A 765-nucleotide genomic window follows, 5' to 3' on the forward strand; every position below is an offset into this window, starting at 1 on the left:
GGTATAATACCAGGAGCCTTTTATGTTYAATTACAATCGTTTGCCCCATTTGTATGTTAGCATATACGGTTGTAATTATTTAATCATTTCAATTATTTAGTTGTGCTTGGTTACCATAGCATAGATTTCCATTAAATTGTCTATTACCGCGTCAGGTTTAGCTTTTTCTAATTGTTTCTGTGTATGTGCGCCTGTGGTAATGCCAATGCTTAAGCCGCAACCTGCATTTTTACCTTCTTCAATATCAATACTTGAATCTCCAACCTTAACAACCGATTTACCATCGGTAAGACCATGCTGTCTCATTGCCAATAAAATCATATCAGGTTCTGGTCTGTTTTGGCCGACCTCAGAAGCAGTAACGAGTGTATCGAATTCGGTACCTGCCTTCCAACCCAGTCTGCTCAGTATAGCCTCTGCGGTAACCCTGTCGTAACCTGTATTAAGTACCAAAATTATTCCTTCTTTCCGAAGTTTTTCAAAAAGTTCAATCGAACCAGGTTGAGGTAAAATTTCCTCAGTTTCATACGCCAGTTTCAGTTTGCCAATAAATTTTTCATATATATCGAAGACCATGGCTTCATCAAAAGAACCTTCGTAAGTTTTAAGTACCGATCTGATTGCTTCTTTCTTTTCCTTTCCTGCTGCAACAGCAAGAACCTGATCAAGGGAATATGAAAAACCAGCGACATTTATTGCATCCATTAGGGTTTTGTAAACTAGGTTGTTTTCGTTCACTGTAGTGCCAGCCATATCGAATACTAC

General features: G+C 38.5%; 1 protein-coding gene. It reads right to left on the minus strand.

What is annotated here, in order from left to right:
* Nucleotides 1–96: 96 nt before the first annotated feature.
* A partial coding sequence (locus AC1DND_RS28815) for a phosphonatase-like hydrolase (RefSeq protein ID WP_477586386.1) occupies nucleotides 97–765 on the minus strand: 669 nt, incomplete at its 5' end.

It is taken from the genome of Pedobacter sp. 01N416, assembly GCF_056399685.1.